Origin of the sequence: Corallococcus aberystwythensis (assembly GCF_003612165.1) — a bacterium.
Lineage (GTDB): Bacteria > Myxococcota > Myxococcia > Myxococcales > Myxococcaceae > Corallococcus > Corallococcus aberystwythensis.
The window spans coordinates 42,121-50,819 of the sequence record NZ_RAWK01000024.1; the positions used below are offsets into that span (position 1 = coordinate 42,121).

Genomic DNA, 8,699 nt, shown 5'->3' on the forward strand with positions numbered 1-8,699 from the left:
TCATGAGGACTGGTTTCCTGCTGGCCGCTGTCGCCGCGCTGTCCGGCTGCTACGACGACCCGACCATCATCTACGGCCGGACGCTGGAAGGGATGACCTTCACGGTCACCGACCCGGCCATGGGCATCTACCCGAACACGTCCGTGCTGGACGACCCGAACAACCCCTTCGCGTTGGCGGGCGTGGGCACGGAGACGAAGTGGGACATCCAGTCCGGCGCGGACCCGGTGGCGGCCTATTACTCGTGGGCCACGGTGCTCGCGAACGGGCCGTATGGCGAAGCGCAGTACTACGTGGCCCTCAACCTGGCCGCCATCTACCAGCGCGGCCTGGCGGATCAGGGCAGCCTGGCGCAGACGCGTGAGATGGCGGTGAAGGCGTACCAGTCCGTCCTCGACAACTTCCCGGACGCGGTGACGTACGACGCGTCCGGCACCATCGCCTATGAGCTGGTGACGCCCGCGTACAAGGGCGTCGTGGAGCTGGGCGGCACCGTGGCGGGCGGCTGGGTGATGGTGAAGACCTCCAGTGGTGCGGACCGGGCGGTGAAGCCATGAAGACGTCAGCGTGGGGTTTGTTGCTGCTGCTCGCCGCCTGCCGCCCGGATCCGGGCCCGGCGGACTACTCCGGCCAGGAGCTGCCGGACGACCTGGACCCGGACGGCGGGACGAACCCGGACCCGCAGCTGCTGCCCGGGCCGTTCCCCTTCGAGGCCGGTCAGCGCCGCCTGATGGTGGGCATCTTCTACGAGGCGGGCCGCTCCGAGGAGGTGGTGCTCGACAACGTCGACACCAACTTCTACCTCTACGACAACACCGTCTACGTGGAGTCCGACCCCGACCACGTGGAGGGCAAGTCCGCGGACCGCATCGTGCAGAACGGCAAGCCGTGGATGGGCTTCGGTGTGCACTGGAAGCAGACGCGCAACTTCGACGCCTGGAAGACGCTCCATGTCAGCATGAAGTCGTCCGACGCCGCGTTCGCCAACGTGAAGCTCGGCATGTCCAGCGGTCTGGCTCCCAATGAGAAGGGCGCTCCGCTCGTTGTCACGAAGTACGGCTGGGCGAACGATGGTGAGTGGCACCACCTGGCCATCCCTGTCGCGGACTTCGTCGCGGCGGGCCTGAAGCTCAACGACGTGTCGTCGCCGTTCACCTTCGCGGCCGAGGGTGGAACGGCCGGTCAGTCCCTCCTGCTCGACAACCTGTACTTCACCGCGAACTAGGCAGGAACGCAGTGCCAGGGAGGGTGGGCCGGCTGTCGCCATATGACAGCCGGAACGCCCGAGCCTTGTCCTGACGACAGCGTCACGCCCCCGCGTGCGGTGTCAGCAGGGAAGGGAAGCAGTCACTCCCGCCGGGCAGTCCCCCTTGCGTCCGCCGCGCGTCCTGGCGGTGCGTGCGAACGCGCGCGTCACGGTGTCCCTACTCAAGGAGTTGTTCCCCCAATGTCTGAATCCTTGCCGCAATTGTCAAGCAGGGGCGCAAGCCCATGTCTTCATGAAGCACCGCGTGTCTGGTTATTACAGGCCCTCGCCGCGGTGCTCATGCTGGTGTCCTTCCTGGGCGCGTCCAACGCCCGCGCGCAGACGAACGTCGCGCTGAACAAGACCACCTATACCTCCACTGCGGAGGTTCCATTCCTGGGCCAGTACGCGGTGGACGGCGACGGTGGCACCCGCTGGGCCAGCGGCTTCACGGCGAACGAGTGGATCACCGTGGACCTGGGCCAGACGCGCACGATTTCGCGCGTGGTGCTCACCTGGGAGGCCGCCTACGGCGCGGGCTACAAGATTCAAGTCTCCACCAACAACACGGCCTTCACGGACGCGCTGACGGTGACCAACGGCGACGGCGGGGTGGACGACCTGTCCCTGCCGGCCGGCACCACGGGCCGCTACGTCCGCATGCAGGGCGTCACGCGCGCGCTGCCGGCGTATGGCTATTCCCTGTGGGAGCTCGCCGTCTACGAGACGGGCGGCACGCCGCCTCCCACCAACACGGACCTGGCGAAGAACAAGCCGGCCACCGCGTCCAGCGTGGAAGCGGACTACGTGGGCCTGCGGGCGGACCTGGCGTTCGACGGTGACATCAACACGCGCTGGGCCTCCGTGCAGGGCGTGGATCCTCAGTGGATCCGCGTGGACCTGGGCACGTCCCAGGTCGTGGGCAAGGTGGTGCTGGAGTGGGAAGGGGCGTTCGCGAAGACGTACACCATCGACGGCTCCAACAACGACGCCACGTGGACGACGCTCAACACGGTGACCAATGGCGCCATTGGCCGCCGGGAGATTCCCGTCTCCGGCACCTGGCGCTACATCCGCATGCGAGGCACGGAGCGCGGCACGGTGGCCTACGGCTATTCGCTGTGGTCCTTCGAGGTCTACCAGAACGGGGGCACCACGCCGCCGCCCACGCAGACCACCAACCAGACCATCAAGCTGAACTTCCCGGAGCTGGCGTACGCGAAGATCAACGTGTCGCCCGCGCCGCTGTCGGTGTCGCCGGTGCCGGAGGAGGGCAACACCACGCCGTCCGTGCGCAACCCGCCCGGGCCCTTCACCTACCAGCTCACGTTCCCGCCCAACACGACGGTGACGCTGTCGAAGAACCAGTTCTCCCCCACGCAGCCCAACACGGACATCCGCCTGGCGGTGGTGGACGTGAACGGCGTGCAGCAGCGGGCGCAGTCCGTCACCGCGCTGGCGGTGCAGGGCGCGGACTGGAACGTCGAAATCTATTCCACGGGCAACGGCCCCACGGATCCGCGCGACCCCACCATCATCCCGGACCCGTACGTGGCGCCCGCGCCGCTGCCGGTGGCCGGAGCGTTCCGACTGGCCGCGCCGGCCAACAACACGATGGTCACCGCGACCCGCCGTCCCACGCTGTCGTGGGCCACCGTCACGGGCGCGACGAACTACAAGCTCTACGTCAACCTCACGCGCAACGACTACGACTGGATGGCGGCGGGCAACCTGTTGGATCGCTATACGCAGGTGGCGTCGCAGACGGGCACGTCCTTCACCTTCACGGAGGACCTGCCGGACCGCTGGACGTACAAGTGGTACGTCGTGGCCACGCTGTCGGGCGGCACCACGTCGCGCTCGGACATCGGCAACTTCAGCGTGTACCTGCCGGTGGTGGAGACGCAGGCGGACGGCGTGAACGTCATCAATGGCTCGCGCGACCTGAACAAGAACGGGACCATTGAGCCGTACGAGGACTGGCGCAACCCCATCTCCGTGCGCGTGAACGACCTGATGGGCCGCATGACGCTGCACGAGAAGGCGCTCCAGATGTTCTACGACGCCAAGACGTACCCGGAGGCGGGCTTCCAGATGGGGCCCCTGTCGCCCACGGACATCCCCATGTTCCAGAAGGCGTCCGCGGCCACGCGCCTGGGCATCCCGCACATCGACGCGGGTGACTCCATCCACGGCTACAAGACGAGCTGGCCCACGCAGCCGGCGCTGGCCGCCACGCGCGACCTGGACACCATCTACGAGATGGGCGACATCCAGCGCCGCGAGCAGCTGGCCATTGGCAGCCGCGGCACGCTGTCGCCGCTGGCGGAGGTGAACACCAAGGTCCTCTATCCGCGCATCCAGGAAGGCAACGGCGAGGACGCGGACCTGGCGGCCGGCATCACCCGCGCGCTCATCGCGGGCCTCCAGGGCGGTCCGGAGGTGAATCCGTCCTCCATCTGGGTGACGACGAAGCACTGGCCGGGGCAGGGCGCTGGCGGTGAGGCGGGCATCACCTACGACGGCACGACCATCCACTACCACATGCGTCCGTGGCACGCGGCCATCGAGGCGGGCACCAGCGGCATCATGCCGGGCTACGCGGGCAGCTGGCTGCTGGGGCCGGAGGGCTACGGCGCGGGTGACAACCCGGGCATCCTCAACTACCTGCGCACGAAGCTGAAGTACGACGGCGTCATCTGCTCGGACTGGCTGCCTTCGGGCGCGTGGGTGCGCTCGGCGACGGCGGGCTCGGATGTGATGGGCGGCGCGACGCCGCAGTACCTGGGCAACTTCGAGAACGAGGTGCCGCTCGTGCGCATCAACGACTCCGTGCGCCGCATCCTGGACCTCAAGTTCCGCCTGGGCATCTTCGAGGACCCGTACAAGCAGGGCCCGGCGGGCACGTCCCAGTGGCACACCGCGGACAGCAAGGCGGCGGTGCGCCGCGCCTCCCAGGAGGCCATGACGCTGCTCAAGAACGATGGCGCGCTGCCCATCCGGCTGCCGGCCGGCGGCAAGCTGGTCATCGCGGGCCCTCGCGCGGATGACATGTCCTGCATGGTGACCTGGCGTTCGGACTTCCACGGCTACGAGTTCGGCGACCCGACCATCTACGCGGCGGTGAAGGCGCGCGCGGAGGCCGCGGGGCTCACGGTCTACAAGGACAACGCTCCCGCGGGCGTGACGCCGGACGCGGCCATCGTGGTGGTGGGCGAGAGCTACTTCACGCACGGCACGGAATGGGACAAGGAGAAGCCGTACCTGCCGGGCGACCCGATTGGCCCCGCGCACGAGGCGAAGTGGGGCGACCAGTTCGGCGTCATCAACAGCTTCAAGTCGCGGGGCATCCCCACGACGGTGGTGGTCATCAGCCCCCGGCCCTACGTGCTGACGAACGTGATTCCCATTTCCAACGCGCTGATGCTGGCCTACCGCCCCGGCGACATGGGCGGCTACGCGGTGGCGGACGTGCTGTTCGGTGACGTGCTGCCGCGCGGCAAGACGCCGTGGCAGCTGCCGCGCTCCATGAGCCAGATTGGCACGGACGTGGAGAACAACCAGTTGGAGAAGTGGGACCTGCCGTACGACCTGGGCGCGACGGACGCGGAGCGCGCGGCCATCCGCCAGAAGATCGCGGCGGGCCTGCCGGTGCCTCCCACGTACGGCAACCCGCTGTACCAGTACGGCGCGGGCATCCAGGGCTTCGGCCTGACGGACGCGACGCCGCCCGCGGCGTTCACCCTGCTGACGCCGTCAAACAACCTTGTCATCACCGGCACGCGTCCGGCGTTCACCTGGACGGCGAGCAGCGACGCGCAGACGGGCATCCAGCGCTACGAGGTCTACCTGGACGGTGGCGCGATGCCGGTCGCCATCACCAAGACGCCGTCGGCGGCGCTGGACGGGCTGAAGCTGGCGAATGGGACGCACACCTGGTTCGTGAAGGCGTTCAACTGGGCGAACGGCGTCACGCAGTCCGCGACGTTCACCTTCACGCTGAACGACACGACGCCTCCGGCGGCCTTCGCGGCGCTGTCGCCGTCGGCCGGGCAGCCGGTGCCGGGCACGTCCACGCGCTTCATCTGGGAGCAGACGACGGACGTGGGCGCGGGCGTGGCGGAGTACGTCATCATCGTGGACGGCACGGACCGCACGCCCTCCATCCTGCGCAGCACGCCGGTGCCGGCGGGCACCAACCTGGCGCGGGGCAAGAACGCCTACGCCAGCTCCGTGGAGTTCGGCAGCGCGAACGACGCGGTGGACGGCAGCCTGACCACGCGCTGGTCCAGCGTGGGCACGGCGACGACGGGTGATACGGATTTCATCACGGTCGACCTGGGGGCCATCTACTCCCTCAAGCGCATCGTGCTGAACTGGGAGGCCGCGTACGGCCGGCGCTACGTGCTGGAGGCGTCGCTGGACGGCAACACGAACTGGGTGGCGCTGAAGACGGTGGACACCGGCGACGGCGGCATCGACGACTGGACGGTGGCCGGCGTGGGCCGCTTCGTGCGCATGCGTGGCGTGCAGCGCGCGACGGCGTATGGCTACTCGCTGTGGGAGTTCGAGGTGTACGGCGTGGGCACGGAGCAGACGACGCTGAACGGTCTGTCCACGGGCTCGCACACGTGGCGCGTTCGCGCGGTGGATGGCGCGAACAACACCACGCTGTCCTCGGGGCCCATCACCTTCACGAAGTAGGGTGAGCGCTTGAGGTGAGGGGAGGGGCGGCCGGAGCAGGGCCGCCCCTCTTTCTTTTTCATGGGCGACCCGTTCGGGGGCTCGGGTCCGTATCCGGGGCGTGCGCCCGCTCCTGTTCTTGCTGTGTTTCGTCCTGTGCATGGCGGGCTGCGAGCCCGGAGCCCCGCCGCTCGGGCCGCCGGAACCGCCGGACGCGGGTGGCACCTCGCTGGCGTACACGGTGGACCGCTATGACTTCGCGTTCGACCTCACGACGCGGGAGGCGGCCTCCCGGCTCTGGTTGAACGTGGAGGCGGACGCGCCGGGCTGCGTGTCCCTGCCGGCTCGCGCGGAGGTGACGGACGTGCGGTGGGGCGGGACGCCTGCCGGGGGCTTCCGCGTGGCGGACGGGCGCATGGAGGCCTGTGGCACGACACCGCCGGACGGACCGCTGTGGCTGGACAGCCGGGTGGTCATCCCAGAGGCCACGACTCCGTACACGCAGGTGGGGTTCTCCCGCAGGCTGGACATCCAGGCCCGTCCCTTCACGTATCTCCTGGGCTGGGTGGAGTCCTGCGACCTCTTCGGGCCCTGTGACACCGCTGCCGGCCGGCTGGCGCACTTCACCTTCGACATCACCCATGCGCCCGGCGCGATGGTGCTGTGTCCGGGAAGCCTCTCGCGGCGGGATGAAACCCATACGCGCTGCGAGCTCCTGGGCACGCGGGCCCCCACGTACTCCGCATTCATGGTCGCGTCACATCCGGCCTGGGTGCGGACGCGGCTGGTGGACACGGACGTGGGGCGCGTCGAGCTGTACGAGCCTCCGGGTGGACTGCTTGGGCCAGCACTGGACGCGGGCGCGGTGGCGGACTTCCTGGCATGGATGACGGCCCGCTTCGGGTCACTGCCCTATGGCCCCGAGCTGCGGGTCGCCAGTGGGCCCACGGAGTGGCTGGGCATGGAGCATCCGGCGAACATCGTCCTGCGCGACAACCTGCCGTTGCTTCCCAAGTCCTACGCCAACATGACGTTGCACACGTTGATGCACGAGATCGTGCACCAGTGGGCCGGCGACCGGACGACCCTGGCGAGCGCGGAGGACTACCCGTGGAAGGAGGCGGTGGCGGAGTACCTCACGTATGTCTTTGAAGACGAGCACCGGAGCGACGAGGCTGCCACGACGCTTGCGTACTGGGACCGGCTGGCCCGGACGTCCTCCTACCATCTGCGCCCGCGAGACACGCCCGCGCCGCCCTTCCTCTCCTTCGTCAATGACATCTACGGCACGGGCCCGATGATCCTCCTGGTGCAGCTGGAGTCACTGCTGGGACGGCCCCAGGTGATGGCGGGGCTCCAGGCGTTCCTCGCGGAGCCGGGAGTCCGGAGCCTCGAGGACCTGCGCCGGGCGCTCGAAGCCGCGTCGGGAAAGAACCTCCAGCGCTACTTCGACACCTGGGTGGACGGGGCAGGGGAGCCGGACTGGCCCTACTTCCAGGTGGAGTGGAGCCGGGAGGATGCGCTGAAGCTGACCGTGACGCAGCGGACGCAGACCGGGAAGGTGTATCCCTGCGAGGTGGAGCTGGAGCTCCAGGGCGATGCGCCAGAGGAGCGGCGGCGGGTCACGGTCTCCTATGGCCTGGAGCCGGAGTCCGCGACGGCCCGGCTCACGGTGCCGGGAGTGGATTGGACGGTCCGCCAGGTCGTGGTGGATCCACGCAATCGCCTGGTCAATCGCAGGAGCCTGGGGCTGGCGCGGGAGCCCGCGCCTCACGCCTGGAGGTTGTGAGGACGAGAAAGCCCCTCGGGCCTGGGGAGGCGCGAGGGGCCGGGAGCAACAAGGTGCGTGTCGCGGGCTACGGGGTGGGCGCGGCGACGGCGGGCGCGCCTTCCGCGGGGACGGCGGCGGCGGCCTCCTCGGCGGCCTTGGCCTCGGCGACCTTGCGGGCGGCTTCGGCCTCGGCGCGCTTGGTGGCCTCGGCCTGGGCGGCGGTCTTCAGGCTGGCGAGGCCCTTCTCGAAGTCCTTGCCGATCATCTGGTCCATGTCCATGAACAGGCACATCGCCTTGCTCATGAAGTTGTGGTCGCCGGCCATGGTCCAGGTGACGGTGGTGCCGTCGTCGTCGGGCTTGAACGTGAAGCTGGTGATGCTGGTGTCTTCGAAGGGCTTGATGAACTCCAGCTTGATGCGGACGGACGCGTTGGCGGTGGCCTCCAGGATGGTCATGCGGCCCTCACCCACGTCGTTGTTGCCCGTCCACCCATAGGTGGCGCCAACGCCCGACGCCGGTTCACCAAAGCTCCGCTTCATGTTCGGGTCGAGGTTGTCCCAGGGAGACCACTGGCTCCACTGGTGGAAGTCATTGACCAGACCGAACGCGATGTCAGGCGTTCCCGGCACCGTGGCGGTGCGCGTGACGGTGTAGGTATCGGGGCGGGTGGTGATGAAGCCGGCGAACAGCGCGAGCACGGCGACAACGCCTGTGGCGATCTTCTTGAACATGGAGGTCCTCGGAACAGCGGCCCCGGACGGGGAGGCCGCGTCTTAGGCCGCCGGTTCGGTCCGGCTCAAGCCCCCCAGCGCACGGCCTGGCTTGACGCAGCGTGCGGAGAATCCGCTTCAAGCCCCGCCCTCGAGCGGCTAAGAGCCTATTTCGGTAGGGAAGAAGGTCGGCCACCTGCCGGGTTGAAGAGGCAGGAGGACGCGGCCATGGGGTAGTGAAGAAGGACGACGGCTGGCGAGTGCCGGATGAGCTGTGGCGACGCATC

5 protein-coding genes are annotated in these 8,699 nt (G+C 68.7%); 4 read left to right on the forward strand and 1 reads right to left on the reverse strand.

The features are described from left to right. Positions 1-2 precede the first annotated feature (2 nt). The 4 genes from D7W81_RS06120 to D7W81_RS06135 all read left to right on the forward strand — a co-directional run bounded on the left by D7W81_RS06120 (position 3) and on the right by D7W81_RS06135 (position 7,718). Positions 3-557 (forward strand): hypothetical protein, encoded by a 555-nt coding sequence (locus D7W81_RS06120; RefSeq protein ID WP_208721187.1) that lies wholly within the window; start codon positions 3-5, stop codon positions 555-557. Further along, positions 554-1,225, forward strand: a complete 672-nt coding sequence (locus D7W81_RS06125) for a putative glycoside hydrolase (protein WP_120554373.1) — start codon at positions 554-556, stop codon at positions 1,223-1,225. The genes D7W81_RS06120 and D7W81_RS06125 overlap by 4 nt, the downstream gene beginning before the upstream one ends. A gap of 321 nt (positions 1,226-1,546) precedes the next feature. After that, positions 1,547-5,950 (forward strand): galactose-binding domain-containing protein, encoded by a 4,404-nt coding sequence (locus tag D7W81_RS06130; protein ID WP_244227003.1) that lies wholly within the window; start codon positions 1,547-1,549, stop codon positions 5,948-5,950. 100 nt (positions 5,951-6,050) lie between these two features. Beyond that, on the forward strand, positions 6,051-7,718 hold the full coding sequence (locus D7W81_RS06135) for a M1 family aminopeptidase (RefSeq protein ID WP_120554375.1): 1,668 nt from the start codon (positions 6,051-6,053) through the stop codon (positions 7,716-7,718). Between the two features lie 67 nt (positions 7,719-7,785). Here the strand turns inward: D7W81_RS06135 and D7W81_RS06140 are convergent, their stop codons facing one another. Continuing rightward, positions 7,786-8,433, reverse strand: a complete 648-nt coding sequence (locus D7W81_RS06140; protein ID WP_120554376.1) for an SRPBCC family protein — start codon at positions 8,431-8,433, stop codon at positions 7,786-7,788. Positions 8,434-8,699: the final 266 nt, after the last annotated feature.